This window comes from Agreia sp. Leaf283 (genome assembly GCF_001422485.1).
Taxonomy (GTDB): domain Bacteria; phylum Actinomycetota; class Actinomycetes; order Actinomycetales; family Microbacteriaceae; genus Agreia.
On record NZ_LMNF01000001.1, the window covers coordinates 1498329 to 1513984 of the forward strand.

Annotated in this window: 16 protein-coding genes; 9 read left to right on the top strand and 7 right to left on the bottom strand. The window is 68.1% G+C overall.

The genetic code is table 11. The features are described from left to right. The first annotated feature begins 111 nt into the window (after window positions 1-111). The 5 genes from ASF51_RS06750 to ASF51_RS06770 are packed head-to-tail and all read left to right on the top strand — an operon-like array spanning window position 112 to window position 6514. Window positions 112-1428, top strand: coding sequence for an ABC transporter substrate-binding protein (locus ASF51_RS06750; RefSeq protein ID WP_055926751.1), 1317 nt, complete (start codon window positions 112-114; stop codon window positions 1426-1428). Then, window positions 1421-2395, top strand: coding sequence for a carbohydrate ABC transporter permease (locus ASF51_RS06755; protein WP_235497154.1), 975 nt, complete (start codon window positions 1421-1423; stop codon window positions 2393-2395). The genes ASF51_RS06750 and ASF51_RS06755 overlap by 8 nt, the downstream gene beginning before the upstream one ends. Window positions 2396-2404: 9 nt before the next feature. Beyond that, window positions 2405-3331 carry a carbohydrate ABC transporter permease gene (locus ASF51_RS06760; protein WP_082479603.1) on the top strand — a complete coding sequence of 309 codons (927 nt, stop codon included), beginning with the start codon at window positions 2405-2407 and terminating at the stop codon, window positions 3329-3331. Further along, window positions 3328-4323, top strand: coding sequence for a glycoside hydrolase family 43 protein (locus tag ASF51_RS06765; protein ID WP_055926753.1), 996 nt, complete (start codon window positions 3328-3330; stop codon window positions 4321-4323). Before ASF51_RS06760 ends, ASF51_RS06765 begins: the two co-directional genes overlap by 4 nt. Window positions 4324-4363: 40 nt before the next feature. After that, window positions 4364-6514, top strand: a complete 2151-nt coding sequence (locus ASF51_RS06770; RefSeq protein ID WP_055926755.1) for a family 43 glycosylhydrolase — start codon at window positions 4364-4366, stop codon at window positions 6512-6514. On the opposite strand, the gene ASF51_RS18660 is transcribed toward ASF51_RS06770, so the two are convergent. From ASF51_RS18660 to ASF51_RS06780, 3 genes are read right to left on the bottom strand one after another with little or no spacing between them, the layout of a single operon-like run. Next, window positions 6396-7313, bottom strand: a complete 918-nt coding sequence (locus ASF51_RS18660; RefSeq protein WP_200926094.1) for a sucrase ferredoxin — start codon at window positions 7311-7313, stop codon at window positions 6396-6398. The two genes, ASF51_RS06770 and ASF51_RS18660, sit on opposite strands and share 119 nt — an antisense overlap. Beyond that, window positions 7310-8569: a cupin domain-containing protein gene (locus tag ASF51_RS06775; RefSeq protein ID WP_055926757.1), complete on the bottom strand. Its 1260-nt coding sequence runs from the start codon at window positions 8567-8569 to the stop codon at window positions 7310-7312. The genes ASF51_RS18660 and ASF51_RS06775 overlap by 4 nt, the downstream gene beginning before the upstream one ends. Further along, complete coding sequence (locus ASF51_RS06780; RefSeq protein WP_055928067.1) at window positions 8569-8826, bottom strand: hypothetical protein; 258 nt, start codon at window positions 8824-8826, stop codon at window positions 8569-8571. The genes ASF51_RS06775 and ASF51_RS06780 overlap by 1 nt, the downstream gene beginning before the upstream one ends. Window positions 8827-8959: 133 nt before the next feature. Here ASF51_RS06780 and purM point away from each other — a divergent pair, with 133 nt between their 5' ends. From purM to ASF51_RS06795, 3 genes are all read left to right on the top strand, one after another. Further along, the gene (gene purM / locus ASF51_RS06785) at window positions 8960-10060 is read left to right on the top strand and encodes a phosphoribosylformylglycinamidine cyclo-ligase (protein ID WP_235497155.1); all 1101 of its coding nucleotides are present in this window, start codon (window positions 8960-8962) and stop codon (window positions 10058-10060) included. Beyond that, window positions 10050-10754: a DUF1345 domain-containing protein gene (locus tag ASF51_RS06790; protein WP_082479604.1), complete on the top strand. Its 705-nt coding sequence runs from the start codon at window positions 10050-10052 to the stop codon at window positions 10752-10754. Before purM ends, ASF51_RS06790 begins: the two co-directional genes overlap by 11 nt. Before the next feature lie 260 nt (window positions 10755-11014). Further along, the gene (locus tag ASF51_RS06795; protein ID WP_055926762.1) at window positions 11015-11386 is read left to right on the top strand and encodes a hypothetical protein; all 372 of its coding nucleotides are present in this window, start codon (window positions 11015-11017) and stop codon (window positions 11384-11386) included. Window positions 11387-11471: 85 nt separating this feature from the next. Here the strand turns inward: ASF51_RS06795 and ASF51_RS06800 are convergent, their stop codons facing one another. Further along, window positions 11472-12350, bottom strand: a complete 879-nt coding sequence (locus ASF51_RS06800) for a phosphoribosylaminoimidazolesuccinocarboxamide synthase (RefSeq protein WP_055926764.1) — start codon at window positions 12348-12350, stop codon at window positions 11472-11474. After that, window positions 12347-13618: a phosphoribosylamine--glycine ligase gene (purD, locus tag ASF51_RS06805; RefSeq protein WP_055926766.1), complete on the bottom strand. Its 1272-nt coding sequence runs from the start codon at window positions 13616-13618 to the stop codon at window positions 12347-12349. The genes ASF51_RS06800 and purD overlap by 4 nt, the downstream gene beginning before the upstream one ends. A gap of 529 nt (window positions 13619-14147) precedes the next feature. Between purD and ASF51_RS06810 the strand changes: the two genes are divergently transcribed. Further along, entirely contained in the window at window positions 14148-14513 is a 366-nt protein-coding gene (locus ASF51_RS06810; protein WP_055926768.1) for a sterol carrier family protein, read from the top strand. A gap of 48 nt (window positions 14514-14561) precedes the next feature. Here ASF51_RS06810 and ASF51_RS06815 read toward each other — a convergent pair whose 3' ends face one another. Together ASF51_RS06815 and ASF51_RS06820 are read right to left on the bottom strand one after the other, a co-directional pair. Beyond that, window positions 14562-14966: a RidA family protein gene (locus ASF51_RS06815; protein ID WP_055926770.1), complete on the bottom strand. Its 405-nt coding sequence runs from the start codon at window positions 14964-14966 to the stop codon at window positions 14562-14564. A gap of 35 nt (window positions 14967-15001) precedes the next feature. After that, window positions 15002-15631 (bottom strand): LysE/ArgO family amino acid transporter, encoded by a 630-nt coding sequence (locus ASF51_RS06820; protein WP_055926772.1) that lies wholly within the window; start codon window positions 15629-15631, stop codon window positions 15002-15004. Between the last annotated feature and the right edge of the window lie 25 nt (window positions 15632-15656).

Consider the following 15656-nt stretch of genomic DNA (forward strand, 5'->3'; position numbering starts at 1 on the left):
TGTAAGTTCGACGCGAAGTCTTCGTTCGGTCTCCGGAATCACCCGCGTCCGATCGAAGCGGCAAACCCTTGCCTCGCCTTGTTCGGCGATCACAACTCGAAGGAGAGTCTTATGAAGAAGGGCATCGCACGCAGGGCGGTCGCAGCAACGCTGGCCCTGGGCGTCGGTATCGCGCTGGCCGGTTGTTCCGGCGGCGGAGCGGGAGCGGGCGGAAACGCCGTTCCCGGCGAGGACTACACCGGACCGAAGGTGTCGATCACGTTCTGGAACGGCTGGACGGGCGGAGCCGCCCCGGTGCTCGTTCCGAAACTCGTGGAGAAGTTCAACTCCGAGCACGACAACATCGAAGTCAAGAACGTGCCGCAGGAATGGGGAGACATCTCGAAGAAGATGCCTCTCGCCGTCAAGGCGGGCAAGGGCCCGGACGTCGCGGTCGCGCACGGCGACGACGTCGCCACGTACGCGGCGCAGGGACTGCTGCTGCCGGCCGACGACATCGTCGACGCGCTCGGCTATTCGGCCGACGACTTTCCCGAAGGTCTGATGGATGCGGGCGCATACAAGGGTGCCCAGTACGGAATACCGTGGAGCGTCACCCCGATGGGCCTGTACGTCAACAACGACGTCCTGAAGTCCGCCGGCATCGACCCCGCCACCGTGCCGACCGACAAGGACGGGTACATGAAGGCGCTCGAGGCGCTCAAGGCAGCCGGCATCTCCGGCGAGTGGGTCGACGGCTACGTGTTCACCGGCACATTCGAGTTCGAGTCGCTGCTCTGGCAGTTCGGCGGCGACCTGTACAACGACGACGTCACCGAGGCGACCTTCAACTCCGACGCGGGCGTGCAGGCGCTGACGCACATGGTCGACCTGATCGACAAGGGCTACAGCCCGCCGAACGTCGCTCAGGACGGCAACATCAAGGGCCTGCTCGCAGGACAGACGGCCTACAACTGGAACGGTGTCTGGCAGACGACCAACGAGTCGTTCAATGAGATCGACTGGACCGTCGCCCCCGTGCCCCAGATCGGAACCGAGCAGGCCGTGTGGTCGAGCTCGACCCACTGGATGTTCATGAACAACAAGGGCCAGGACAAGAACAAGACGGCTGCCGCCGCCACCTTCGTGAAGTGGATGAACGAGAACTCGGCCGGCTGGGCCGAGACCGGCGAGCTCCCCGCCGCGAACGACGTTCGCAACGACCCGACCCTGGTCGAGACGTATCCCAACCTGAAGCCGTTCATCGACTCGCTTCCCTACGCGCACTACGAGACTTCCGCGCCCGGCATCACCGCGGCCAACGCCCTCATCACGACGGCGCTGAACGAGGCGGTCACCGGCAAGAAGGAGCCCAAGGAGGCACTCGACGACGCCGCCAAGCAGGCGAACGAGATCCTCAAGCAGAATGCAGCCAAGTACGGTGACTAATCTCGCCACCCGCCTCCCGTCCTCCCGGCGCCCCCGCGCCGCGAGGACGGGGGCCGCCCGGCGCCCCCGCGCCGCGAGGACGGGGGCCGCCCGGCACACGGGCACCGCCTACCTGTTCCTCGCTCCCTTCCTGGCGCTCTTCACCGTGTTCGTCGTCGCCCCGTCGATCTTCGGACTCTGGATCAGCGTCACCGACTGGAGCCCCTTCAAAGACACCCAGAACTTCATCGGGCTGCAGAACTACATCGACCTGTTCACTCCCGGCTCGATCACGTTCGGCGACTTCTGGCAGAGCATGGGAGCGACCGGCATCTTCACGGTGCTCAGTGTTCCCTGCCTGCTGATCATCCCGCTGTTCATCGCGATCCTGCTCAACAACAACATCCGCGGGGGCACGGCGTTCCGCGCCATCTTCTTCGCGCCGTATGTGCTGGGCGTCGCGGTCATCGGCGTCATCTGGAAGTACCTGCTCGACACCCAGTCGGGCATGCTGAACCACATCCTGGGGATGCTGGGTCTGCCGAGCGACATCCCGTGGACGGTCGACGTTCCGTGGGCGTGGGTCTCGCTGGTGATCGTGACCGTCTGGTGGACCCTGGGCTTCAACGCGGTGATCCTGCTCGCCGGCCTCAAGGCGATCAACCCCGATCTCTACGAGGCGGCATCTCTCGACGGCGCAGGCATGATCCGCAAGTTCTGGAGCGTCACCCTCCCGGGCCTGCGACCGGTGATGCTGTTCGTGAGCACGACCACGATCCTGGAATCGGCCAACATGTTCGGGCAGTCCTACATCCTCACCAAGGGCGGGCCCGCGAACAGCACCCGCACCGCGATCATGTACATCTCCGACCAGGGCCTCTCGCAGAACAACATGGCCCCCGCCGCCGCGATGAGCTACATCCTCTTCGCATTCCTCGCGGTGATCAGCGTCATCAACTTCCGCCTGCAGCGCGAGAAGACAGAGTAAGGACAGCGCATGTCATCCACCACAGTGCCGAAGACGCCCGCGCCATCGCGATCGCGCTCGGCGGCGTCGTCGGCAGCGGGCTCCTCCGTTCAGGCGCCCCGGCGCAGGCCGAAGGGAGTCGCGGCCCGCACAGCCGGCCTCTACGCCGTGCTGATCTTCGTCGCGCTGGCCATCATCCTGCCGCTCGTCTGGATTCTGATCACCTCGTTCAAGACCGACGGCGACGTCATCTCGAACCCCTACGGCATCGTGCCCGATCCGGCATCGACCGAGGCCTACAGCACGCTGGCCGAGGGCCAGCAGCCGATCTTCCTCTGGCTGCTCAACAGCTTCCTGGCGGCGACCCTGCAGACCGCGATCATCCTCGTCACGGCGTCGCTGGGCGCATATGCACTGGCCCGCCTCGAGTTCCGCGGAAAGAAGATCGTCTTCGGCGTGATCATCGGCACGCTGCTCGTACCCCCGGTCATCTTCCTGATTCCCAACTACCTCATCGTTCAGAACCTCGGATGGCTCGACACCATCTGGGCGATCACCGTGCCGGGCGCCGCGGGTGCGTTCGGAATCTTCTTTCTCCGCCAGTTCTTCATCGGACTGCCGGCCGAGATCGAGGAGGCCGCCCGCATCGACGGGGCCGGCGACCTGCGCATCTTCACTCAGATCGTGCTGCCGCTGTCGAGGCCTGCCCTGGCCACGCTCGCGATCCTGAGCTTCTTGGCCAACTGGAACGACTTCCTCTGGCCCATCTACGTGCTGCTCAGCCCCGAGCGCCTCACTCTGCAGCCCGGGCTGTCGCAGCTGCAGGGAACCTACTCCACGCACTTCAGCATCGTGATGGCGGGTGCCGTCATCGCTTCGGTGCCCGTGCTCATCCTGTTCGGCATTGCGCAGAAGCAGATCGTCGAGTCCGTCGCGAGCTCCGCGGTCAAGGGATGACGCACCGCCCGTTCGTGCCGTTGGTCGCGCTGGCGTCGGCCGGGCTCATCGTTCTGGCCGGATGCTCGGCGGACGCGACGGGCGACGGCGGCTCGGGCGGCACATCCGTCGACGGCGACGCGTCACCGGCGTTCGCCATCGACCAGGACTTCCCTGATCCCGATCTGATTGCCGTCGATGGCGAGTACTACGCCTTCGCCACGAACAGCCGGGCAGTCAATCTGCAGTACGCCACGTCGCCCGACCTCGAGACCTGGAGCGTCTCTCTCGACGATGCGTTCCCCAAGCTCCCGGCCTGGGCGGAGACCGGTCGCACCTGGGCTCCCGATGTCGCCGCCCTGCCCGACGGTGGCTACGCGCTGTACTTCACGGCGCAGGAGCGCGAGTCGGGCCGCCAGTGCATCGGCGTGGCCGTGGCGGCTGCGCCCACGGGTCCGTTCGTGTCGGATGCGCCCGAGCCCCTGATCTGCCCGGTCGGCGAGGGCGGCGCCATCGATGCGAGCAGCTTCGTCGACGACGACGGCAGCCGATACCTCGTCTGGAAGAACGACGGCAACTGCTGCGGACTCGACACCTGGCTGAGGCTGTCGACGCTCACGGCCGACGGCCTGGCCGTGGTCGGAGAGCCGGTCGACCTGGTCAAGCAGACCGAGGAGTGGGAGGGAGACCTCGTGGAGGCTCCCGTGATCGTGCGCCATGGCGACGAGTACGCCCTGTTCTACTCGGCCAACGACTACGGCGGCGACGACTACGCCATGGGCTACGCGCTCGCCTCATCCATCACCGGGCCCTACGCCAAGGGCGACGAGCCGTTGCTCACGACGGCGACGAGTGGCGGCCGCGCTCTCGGTCCCGGAGGGCAGGACGTGGTGGCGGCACCGGACGGCAGGGCCCGCATCGTCTACCACTCGTGGGATCCCGCCTACTCCTATCGGGGCATGATCGTCTCCCCGCTCGACTGGTCCGACGGCAGGCCCGTCGTCACTCCCTGACACCCCACCATCCATCGCACGACCTCAACGAGGAGGATCCATGAAGAAGATGATTCGAGAGGGCGCCCTGATCGCGGCACTCGCGGTCGTCGCCGGCGCGACACCCGCATTCGCCGCGGTGGAACCGACCGCAGCGGCACCAGCCGACCCGGCTCCGACATACAGCAACCCGCTGAACCTCGAGCTGCCGGACGGCGTGAGCGCGGAGCAGTGCGCAGATCCCGACGTCATCCGCTCGCAGACACCGGGCGATGACGCCTGGTACCTCTTCTGCACGCGCGACGCCCTCGTCACCGGCGAGGTCGACGGAGACGGCGAGCCCGTGTTCTACAGCATTCCGAGCTATCGGTCGACGAACCTCGTCGACTGGGTGTTCCAGGGCGAGGCCCTGCCGACCAAGCCGGCCTGGATCGGCGACGGCGACATGTGGGCACCCGACGTGGCATTCGTGGGCGGCAGCTATCGCTTGTATTACACGGCGACGAACACCGCCGACAACCCCGACCCGAACCCGGACAACAAGAGATCCGCCATCGGGGTGGCCACGAGCCCGAGCCTCGCCGGACCCTGGACCGACTCCGGCGCTGCCGTCGTCGAGCCGCAGGCCCCGCCCGGCGGCAACCCGAACGACAGGCGCTGGACGTTCGACCCGGAGGTGCTCATCGACGGCGACACCGCGTACATCTACTACGGCAGCTACTTCGGCGGCATCTCGGTGCGCACGCTTTCGGCTGACGGCCTCACCTCCGACCCGGCGAGCCAGATCGAGATCGCGATCTCCAACCGCTACGAGGGAGTGAACGTCGTCGAGCACGACGGCTGGTACTACCTGCTCGCCTCGGCGACGAACTGCTGCAACGGTCCCCTCACCGCGTACTCCGTGTTCGCCGGCCGCTCGCAGAGCCCGACCGGTCCGTTCGTCGATCGCACCGGAACCTCGCTGCTCGCGGGCCGCGTCGGCGGCACGCCCGTGCTGCACCAGAACGGCAACCGCTGGATCGGAACCGGGCACAACACGGTCGTGACCGACCTCTCCGGCCAGCAGTGGATCGTCTACCACGCGGTCGATCGCACCGACCCGTGGTTCCTCGACGGCAGCTACACGAAGCGGCCCGTTCTGATGGACCCGCTCGACTGGGTCGACGGCTGGCCGGTGACGCGAGGCGGCGAGGGTCCCTCCGATTCGCCGCAGCCCGCACCCGTGACGGCACCCGGGCAGACGGCCGGCTACACGCCCGTGCCGGCCGAGGTGCCGCAGCCCGGCGAGCCGATACCCGCCCTCTCCGACGAGTTCGACGGTACGGAGCTCGGCGAGCAGTGGAGGTGGACGAGGGAACCCGACCCGGCGGGCCACGGCGTCGCCGACGGCGTGTTCTCGTGGCAGACGCAGCAGGCCGATCTGAACCTCGGCGAGGGAGCAGCCGGGCTCGTCACCGAGCCCGCTCCCGCAGGCGACTATGTGGTCGACACGAAGGTGTCGATCGACCTGCCCGCCGACGGCTGCTGCCAGAACTATGTGCAGGGCGGCATCGTCGTCTACACGGACGACGGCCACTACATCAAGCTCGGCGTCGCCTCGATCTGGGAGACGCGGCAGACGGAGTTCGGCAAGCGGAGCGAACCGGGAAACCCTGGCTACGGCAACACGGTCGGCGGCCCGGTGGGGGAGCAGACCTATCTGCGTCTCGTGCGCGAGCACAGCGACACAGAGAACCTCTACACGGCGTTCACCAGCCTCGACGGCTCGTCATGGGACGAGGCGGGGACGTGGACGACTCCGCTCGAGGAGAGCGCGACCCCGAGGATCGGTCTCGTCTCGATGGCCGGCGCCGGCTTCACGACGACCTTCGACTACGTCAGGGTGTTCGAGCTCGCCGTCGACCCGGTCGTGACCGAGCCGACTCCCTCGCAGCCCGCCCCGGTGACCGGAGACCCGAGCGCGGTGCCGACGGGCTCGGACCGGCTCGCCGCCACAGGCCTGGACGTTCTCCCGCTGTCCGTTTCGATGCTCGCGCTGCTGGTCGCCGGGGTCGCCTTGCGCGTCGCCGGATCGCATCGAGCGATGCGGAGGCTCACGCCGGTGGGGCGTCTGCGATCTCGACGGAGAGCAGGCGGTACTCGCGGCTGCGGCCCGTTCTGGTGGCCGAACAGGTCGACAGCAGCGGTTCCGACAGTGTCTCGGCGAGCATGACCTTGATCGTCGCGGCCGGGTATTCCAACTCGATACGCCAGACGCCGTCGGCGAACTGCGCCGAGGTCGGGCCCAGGATGTCGATGCGCTCGTCGTCGAGGGTCGCTCGCGCGTGGTGCTGGGCGGCCTGAACGGCGTTCGGCAGCGAGCTGCGGCCACGGAAGAAGCGCTCGTCGACCCGGCCCTCGAGGTAGCGGGTGACCAGGCCGACCGCATCCGCCCCGTCTGCCCGGCCGTAGTAGAGGCCGTGCGGCAGGAGGACCAGCGTGCCCGCGAAGCGGTCGCCGCCGAGGTGCGAGCACTCCCACGTCTCTTGCGGAAACGCCTCGGCGAGGGTCTTCACGACCTGCCGGCCGCGCACGGCGCAGCACTGGTCGTGTCGCGCGTGGGCGCAGACAGCGACGATCGGCTTGTGCGACACGACCCCGGTCGACCCGTCGAGCGGAACGTCGAGCAGCTCCTCGGCCGTCTCCACCCATCCCCAGCGCACGCCCTCGGAGCCGGGCCGGGAGTCGACGTAGGCCCAGCGGTAGCCGTCTTGCGGCGCCCGCTTGCCCGTCCTGCGGATCGCGAGCGGTCGCATCCCCGCGCCGTCGACCTTCTTCACCAGCGCCCGGCCCACCTCGACGGGCAGCGTCGACTCGAGAAAGGCGTGCTGTCCCCAGGCGCCCGAGATCTCGACGAGGAACCATTCGGTTCCGCGCGATCCCGTGCCCGGCAGCGGATCGCCGCGCTCGCGGGAACGGTCGCTGCAGGGCCGCCAGTCGGGCAGCACGGCCCGCGCGCTCAGATCGGTCACGCCTCGAGCACCAGAATGCCCTCGCGCACCAGGCGGCGGCACACGACGATCGAATCCTCGTCGTCGAGACCGGGCAGCGACCCCACGGAGGTGGACTCGCCGAGCAGCAGATGCTCGAGCGCAGTCAGTGTCGTGTCGGGCAGCGTGAGCGTCCGGGTGCCCGCGACGAGGCTCACGCTGTCGCCACGAGGCGTGACCGAGCCCGCAAGACCGAGCCGCCAGCGAACGACGGATGCCGTGTCGAGTCGGGCCAGACCGGCTACGGTCGCGAGCGGCCTCACCGGCTCGGGGCGGGTGATGTTCGTGAGCCGGCGGGCGAGGGATGCCGCGGCCGCGGCGGGCGTGACGGGGTCGCTCTGGATGGCGGCCACGAGGTCGGCCAGCGTCTCGGCGAGAACCTCGGCCAACGCATCCGGGTCGCCGAGGTCGAGGCCGAGCGGCAGCGACGAACGAAGGGATGCGTCGGCGCGCGTCTTCGCTATGACCTGGGCCACGAGATCGGCACGGGTGAAGGCGCTCATGCCGATCGTGAGGTGCACAGACGTGTCGCCGAGGGCCTCGGCCGAGTGGATCCATCCCCTTGGAAGATAGAGCGCATCGCCGGGCCGGAGCACCTCGTCGATGACGGGTGCGTTCTTCGCCTCGGCGGCGACGGCCTGGGAATGCTGCGACCACGGCTGGTCGGCGAGCGGATCGGGATGCACGGGGGAGTGGATCCTCCAGCGCTTCTCGCCCGAGATCTGCAGGACGAACACGTCGTGCACGTCGTAGTGCGGGTCGAAGCCGCGCGACGACGCCGGGGTGATGTAGGCGTTGACCTGCACCGGATGCCCCAGGTCGGCCACCAGACGCGTGGTGAAGTCGATGATCGGAGGCCAGGTTCGGTGCAGCCCCTGCAGAACGATGGTGGCTCCGCCTGCGAATTCGGCGAGCACCTTGTCGGAGGAGACCTGATCGGAGATCTCTGCCCCGAAGCCGCCCGACGCGGTGAACCGGTCTTTGGCGAGCACCTGTCCCTCGACGGCCATGCGCATAAAAGGGGTGCGGAGGCCGCGCTCCGAGACGAGCTCGTCGACCGCCTCGGTGGAGAAGAGGTCGGAGAAATCGTTCTCCAGGCTGTCGGCACGGGAGAGCAGGGGGCGTCGACCCCAGTAGTCGGTGGCGAACTCATCGGCGCCGACGCTGATGCAGCGAGAAAGCGCGGGCCGGTTTCCCGACCCGCGCTCGGCCCTCGCTTCGTGAGGGCTAGGGTTCATCACGCCGATCCGTCGGCTCCGCCGTCGTGTCCGCCGGGGTTGGCTCCGCCATCAGCGGTGCCCTCTCCCTCGTCGGCCGATCCGTCGGCTCCGCCGTCGTGGCCGTCGGGGTTCGCGCCGCCGTCTGCAGTGCCTTCGCCCGCAGAGGCCGCGCCATCCGCGCCACCATCGTGACCGCCTACGTTGGCTCCGCCATCGGCGGGGCCTTCGCCTGCGTTATCGGTTCCTGATGTGATGTCCTCGTCGTTGATACCCATCGGTTCTCCTCCCACGGTGGATGTCTGGCCACCATCGAGCATCACGCTACTCCGGTCGACCGACAGCGCGGGAGGGGTGGACAGATGTTGCTACGACAGTTGTATGCGGCGCAAGTAGGGAAGAATGAACGGCATGAGCAACAGCTATGCCCAGGCCGGCGTCGACACCCACGCCGGAGACCTCGCCGTCGAGCTGATGAAGGCGGCCGTGTCGAACACGCACGGCCCTCAGGTCGTCGGCGGTTTCGGCGGTTTCGCCGGTCTGTTCGACGTGTCCGCACTCAAGCAGTTCGATCGCCCCCTGCTGGCCACATCGACCGACGGCGTGGGCACCAAGGTCGCCATCGCGCAGGCGATCGACAAGCACGACACCATCGGACAGGACCTCGTGGGCATGGTGGTCGACGACATCATCGTCGTGGGAGCCCGGCCGCTCTTTATGACGGACTACATCGCGTGCGGGAAGGTCGTGCCCGAGCGCATCGCCGACATCGTGGCGGGCATCGCCCGGGCCTGCTCCGACACGGGGACGGCGCTGGTCGGCGGCGAGACGGCCGAGCATCCAGGCCTGTTGGGTCCGGACGACTACGACGTCGCAGGTGCCGCGGTGGGCGCCGTCGAGGCCGACGCGCTCCTCGGAGCGCACCTCGTCGAAGACGGTGACGTCGTGCTCGCGCTCGAGTCGTCGGGCCTGCATTCCAACGGATTCTCGCTCGTGCGCCACATCCTCTCGTCGCGCGGCATCGGTTACACCGACACCTCGGCCGAACTGGGTGGAGTCGTCGGAGAAGTCCTGCTCGAACCCACCCGCCTCTACACGTCGCCGCTGCTGCGCGTGCTCGGTGATCCTTCGCTCGTCGGCGCCGTGCACTCGCTGTCGCACGTCACCGGCGGTGGCATCGCGGCGAACCTGGCCCGCGTACTGCCGCTGGGATCGTGGGTCGAGCTGGAGCGCTCGACCTGGTCGCCGGCCCCCGTTTTCCGCGTCCTCTCCGATCTCGCGGGCTCCACTCTCGAGAGTTCCGAGGGCACCTGGAATCTCGGCGTGGGCATGTTCGCGATCGTTCGAGCGGATGCGGCGGCGACGGTCGCTGCGGCCCTCACGGCCGACGGCATCCCGACCTGGAAGGCCGGAGTCGTCTCGATCGGCGAGCGCGACCTCGCCGGCTTCGAGCAGGGCGCCAAGGGCGTCGACGGTGGTGCTGTACGACTGGTGGGAGCGTATGGCGACTGAGTCCAAGCCACGACCTCCGCGGTTCACCTCCGACGTGACCCGCGGCTACCTCGCGGTCTTCGTCGCCTTCGTGCCGATGCTCGCCGTGCCCTTCGCGCTTGTCTTCATCGGCTTCACCGATGCCACGTTGCTGCTGGTCTGCGGCCTGTTCGCTGCATGGGTCACCGTCGCGCTCCTTCTGGCGTTCCTTCCGGCGCTGATCTTCGCCAAGGCCTCGGGTCATCAGCTCTCCGAATGGCTCGCCGAGACGACACCGCCCCCGGGAAAGCGTCTGATGTGGTCGATCAACGGGGGCGGTGGAGTGAGTTGGGCCTTCACGGGTTCAGCCATCGCCGTCGCCGCCGTCGTGGGCGTGTCTCGCGACGCCGGGCTGCGGTCGGAGCCCATCGTGGTCGTGCTGGCGATCCTCGTGGTCGTGGGCTCGTTGCTCGTTACGATGTCGGCCTTCGCCGTTCGTTACGCGCGAGAGAATGCATTGGCGGGAGGGGCCGAATTCCCCGGCACCGAGCATCCTCGATTCGTCGACTACGTCTACCTGGCCATTCAGGTCGGCACGACCTTCTCGACCTCCGATGTGACCATCACGACATCGCGCATGCGCAACATCGTGTCGGCGAACAGTCTCATAGCGTTCGCGTTCAATACGGTCGTGATCGCCCTGCTCGTGAGCGTTCTCCTCACGTCGGCGACCTGACGGAGTCATATGCGTTGCAAAGAATATAACGGGTCGATAACGAGACCTTGAGATCTGCTGAGTACGGGCGCTACTGTCGGTGAGCACGCCAAACCGGGTGTGCCTGATCAGGAAGGGAGTTGATGGCAATGGACAAGAACGATGCGATCGCGACACGCGATTCCCGCACGGTATCCCTTATCCCGGCGCTCCTCCCTTCGGTTCTCATCGACTGATCCCGAAGACGACCAGCGCCTCCACATCTCTCGGAGGACACTCTCGTGTTTCGTTCAACAACCGGTGCCGACCTCGGCGCCGTTCTCTCCTTCTCGTCGCCCGGCCCTGAGCCGTGGGTCGACGCCCTACAGTTCCTCGCGGGCCAAGATGCCGGCACCTACCGGGACGAGTGGACCTGGCTCGCGTTCCTCGACGGACGTCCGCTCGCCCGCGGCATCTGGTGGGGTCCGGCGTCGTCTGCCTACCCGACGCGGCTCGACTGTCTTCTGGTCGACCGCAGCCTGCCGCATCCGGAGGTCTGGAGCGGAGCGCTCGTGCGCTCGGCCACCCGGGCCTTCGCCGAGGCGGGATCGCCCCTGCTGCCCGAGGCGGCTCACGTTCCGCGTTACGCCCTGGCCTCGACGAGGCGGGTGTGACCAGAAGCGACGGATGTTGCCGGTCGCCCGGCAACATCCGTCGCGACCGGGCACACGCACGGCTGACAGGCGCGGCCGAGCTGAGTCAGGCGGTGAGCCGCGTCAGGAGTTCGCGGTACCGGGCCGCGGTCTGTTCCACGATGTGTTCGGGCAGCGCGGGGGGAGGACCGGCCGACGCATCCGTCGTGTCCCAGTTCGCCGCCAGCCAGTTGCGAACGATCTGCTTGTCGAAACTGGCGAGGCGATCGCCCGCAGCGTACGCCTCGGCATCCCAGTACCGACTGGAATCGCTCGTGAGCACCTCGTCGGCGAGAGTGATCTCGCCGGACACGCGATCTGCGCCGAATTCGAACTTGGTGTCGGCGAGGATGACCCCGCGAGCCTCGGCGATGGCGGATGCCCGTGAATAGATCTCGAGAGAGAGGTCGCGCAGGCGCTCGGCCACCTGGGCGCCGACGAGCTCGATCGTTCGCTCGAACGTGATGTTCTCGTCGTGCTCGCCCAGCTCGGCCTTGAACGCGGGCGTATAGATGGGCTCGGGCAGCCTGTCGCCGTTCTCGAGTCCGGCCGGCAGCGCGACGCCGCAGACCGACTGCGACTCGAGGTACTCCTTCCAGCCGGAGCCGGAGAGATAGCCGCGAACGACGCACTCGATGGGGAACATGTTGAGCGGCTTCACCAGCATGGCGCGCCCCGCGACCTCGACCGGCACGTCGGCCTGGTCGCCGACGAGGTGATTCGCTATTCCCGACAGCTGGTCGAACCACCAGAGGCTGAGGCTCGTGAGCAGTTCGCCCTTGCCCGGAATGCCCGGTTCGAGCACGTGATCGTAGGCGCTGACCCGATCGCTCGCGACCACGAGCAGCGTCTCGGCGTCGTCGATGCTCACGGCGTCGGTCGGAATGTAGAGGTCGCGCACCTTGCCGCTGTAGACGTCGGTGAAGCCCTCGATCTCGATGGTCACGAGGTGGCCACCTTCGAAGCGATGTCGGTGCGGTGCTGAGAGCCTTCCAGGCCGATCAGGTCGACGGCCTCATAGGCGCGGCGCCTGGCCTCGGCGAAGTCGGACGCGGTGGACACCACGCTCAGCACGCGGCCCCCGGTGGCGACGAGTTCGCCGTCGCGCACCGCGGTCGCCGCGTGGGCGATATGGGTGCCGGGCACAGCCTCCGCTTCGACGAGACCGGAGAGCACCCGGCCGGTCACGGGCGTGCCCGGGTAGTTCTCGCTGGCCACGACCACCGTGACGGCGACATCGCTCGAGAAGGCGGGGCGCGGCTGGTCGACGAGCGTGCCGCTGGCCGCGGCGAACAGCAGTTCGCTGAGGGGCGTCTCCAGGCGGGGAAGAACGACCTGCGTCTCGGGGTCTCCGAACCGGGCGTTGAACTCGATGACCCTGATGCCGTCGTCGGTGAGGATCAGACCGCAGTAGAGCAGGCCGATGAACGGCTTCTCCTCGGCCGCGAGCTGGCGGATCGTGGGGAGCGCGATCGTCTCGATGACCTCGTCGACGAAGGCCTCCTCGCTGCCGAACCGCTCGTCGAGCCAGGGGAGCGGGGAGTAGGCGCCCATGCCTCCGGTGTTCGGGCCCGCGTCGCCGTCGGACAGTCTCTTGTAGTCCTGCGCCGGCGACAGGGGGCGAACGGTGTGCCCGTCGCTGAGGAGAAACAGCGAGACCTCCTGCCCGTCGAGGAACTCCTCGATGAGCACCTCTCCGTGGCCCAGCCAATGCCGCGAGTGCTCGATCGCCTCGTCGCGGTTCTCGGTGACGAGGACTCCCTTGCCGGCCGCGAGTCCGTCGGCCTTCACCACGTAGGGCGCACCGAACTCGTCGAGGATGCGCTCGGCGTCGGCGAGGGTTACGGCGCGCTCGGCGCGACCCGTCGGAACGCCGGCCTCGGCCATGATGTGCTTCGCGAACGTCTTGCTGCCTTCGAGCGCGGCGGCTTCGCGGCCGGGGCCGAAGACCGGGATCCCGCGGCTTCTCAGGGCATCGGCCACGCCGGCCACCAGGGGAGCCTCCGGCCCGACCACGACCAGATCGATGTCGCCGTCCTGGGCGAACTCCACCACCGCCTCGGGATCCTCCGCGTCGATGCCGACGACCGGAACCACGAGGGCGATGCCCGCGTTTCCCGGCGCCGCGACCACGTCGTGTTGCCCGGGCTCCGAAAGGAGCGCGGTGATGATGGCATGCTCTCGCGCGCCGGATCCGAGGACAAGAATCTTCACAGCCCACAGCTTAGCTTCGGCTTAGCCGGCACCCGATCGACAGAGATCGACGCGAGCCGCCCGCGCACCCCGACGGTCGTTTCATGTCGTCTGCGATCCATTCAAAACTTTTCTCCTTTTCGACGTAATAGATACAGACGGGTCGACTCTCTTATCTATGAAGGCGGTTGATGACACCGTCGGCGAGACAACTTCACAGAGCTTCGTACGGCGGCAGCCCATCCCCCCCTCGGGCCACCGTCGTACGAGAACACTTCGTGCGGCAGCCCGATTTCCCCCATCTCGCGCTGCCGCACGAAGCCCATTTCGCACGGAGCACCGTTCACCCCCCCCCGACTCGGTGCTCCGTGCGGGAGCACTTCGTGCGGCGGCCCGACTGTCCCCCCAAGCAGCGCCGCCGCGCGAACCATGCTCGTGCGGCAGATCACTCATCCCCCCCAGAGTGATCTGCCGCACGACAACCCTGTGCCGCACGACGAGCCTGTGCCGCATGACTGCCTCCACCGCCTCGGCGTCTTACGCTGGAGGCATGGCAAAGACTCGCATCCGGCCGCTCGACGGCGAGGCGGCCATCGCCGCCGCCATTGCAGACGGGGCCACCGCCTCCCGCGATGCCACGGCCACGGCCACGCGCTACCTCCTCCAGTGCCTGGCCGACGCCGCCCAGGGAAACACGGTCGAGGTGCGGGTGCCCCCGTTCGGAGCGGTGCAATGCATCGAGGGTCCCGGCCACACCCGCGGCACCCCGCCGAACGTGGTGGAGATGGATGCCGCGACCTGGCTCGAACTGGCGACCGGCCGCCTGACGTGGGCGGCGGGAATCGCCGCCGCGCGCATCCATGCCTCCGGCCAGCGGGCCGACCTCACCGGCTACGTTCCGGTGGAGCGCCCGTAGCGTCGAGCGCACCCAAGCCCGCAGCCTGCAGCCCGTCGCCGGCTGCGCTCAGTCGCGCACGGCCGCGATCGCCTCGACCTCGACCAGCTGGTTCGGGTAACCGAGCACCGTCACGCCGAAGAGAGTGCTGGGAGCGTCGTGCTCGCCGAAGGCCTCGCGCACGACATCCCACGCCGTCACCAGATCGGGCTGCCGCGTCGTCGCGACCAGGACCCGCGTCGACAGCACGTCGTCGAGTGCGGCCCCGGCGGCTTCGAGCGCGGCCGTGAGGTTCTCGACGCAGAGCCGAGCCTGCGCGGCGATGTCGCCCCGAGCAGCGACCTCGCCGTGCTCATCGAGGGGACACGCGCCGGCCAGGAAGACGAGGCGTGCATCGGCCGGGGCCGTCGACGCGTAGGCGTAGGGAGCGGACGGGGCCAGCGAATCCGAGCGGATGAGCGAGACGACGGTCATTCCGCCAGCCTAACGACGCCGCCCGCGCGACGAGCTCAGAAGCCGACGGCCATGCGGATGCCGAGGGCCAGCATGACAACGGCGATCACGGCATCCAGAATGCGCCACGAATTCGGCCGCGCGAAGAACGGGCGAAGAAGGCGGGCGCCGAAGCCGAGGACGCTGAACCACAGCAGGCTGCCGGTCATCGCCCCGGCGGCCCACCACCAGCGCTCGTCGGCGCCCTGCTGATTGGCCACCGACCCGAGGAAGACGATCGTGTCGAGGTAGACATGCGGATTGAGCCAGGTGAGGGCGAGGGTGGTGAGTGCCGCGGTCTTCAGCGAGATCGACCCCTTCTGCCCCGCCGGCTCGAGAGCCTGCGGGCGGAAGACCCGGCGCGCGGCCATGAGTCCGTAGACGATGAGGAATCCCGAGCCCAGGATGCGGATCACGACGAGGGCGATGGGCGCCTTCTCGATCACCACGCCGATTCCGAGGACTCCCGCCGCGATGAGCAGTGCGTCAGACAGGGCGCAGATCGCGACGACGACGGCGACGATCCGCAGTCGCCCCGCTATACCGAGCCGCAGCACGTAGGCGTTCTGCGCGCCGATCGCAATGATCAGGGCAAGCCCTGTTCCGAGTCCGAGGAGCGCGGGCAGGAGGGTCGAGTCGAGGGGCATTCTTCGACCGTACGAGTGATGCTGC